The organism is Pseudomonas yangonensis (assembly GCF_009932725.1).
Lineage (GTDB): Bacteria > Pseudomonadota > Gammaproteobacteria > Pseudomonadales > Pseudomonadaceae > Aquipseudomonas > Aquipseudomonas yangonensis.
Window position 1 is genome coordinate 1 of the sequence record NZ_BLJU01000191.1, and the last position, 386, is coordinate 386.

Consider the following 386-nt stretch of genomic DNA (forward strand, 5'->3'; position numbering starts at 1 on the left):
GGTCCGGCTGCTGGCACAGGCCGATGCTCGGCCGCCACTTTTGCCAGCGCGCCGCGCCCTTGCCGAGACGGTCGAGGGTGGCGCCGATGAAGCCGATGGCGACCGTGCGTTTCATCACTGCTTATCCTTCAAGATAAAGATCGATATGAAAATATATAGAAATAGTCGGGCATCTCTCCATCGAATTCGCCGACGAAGCGCAATAAAAAATTTATTCACCTTTAAAATCAAATAGTTAATCAAGAAACAGTCTCATCGATAAAAACCTGGCACGCCGCTCGCTATATCCATTTCGACCGCATCGCCCATGCAGGCCGACGGCACGGGACTCCAGTCCCGCCGGTGCCCGAGCCCACGAGCCCTCTCTACATCTAGTATGCCGTCTT

1 protein-coding gene is annotated in these 386 nt (G+C 54.1%); it reads right to left on the reverse strand.

Annotated features, from left to right (window positions below; translation table 11 throughout):
• On the reverse strand, positions 1-115 hold a 115-nt coding region (locus GYB81_RS24035), incomplete at its 3' end, for an RNA repair transcriptional activator RtcR family protein (RefSeq protein ID WP_161898021.1).
• Positions 116-386 lie beyond the last annotated feature (271 nt).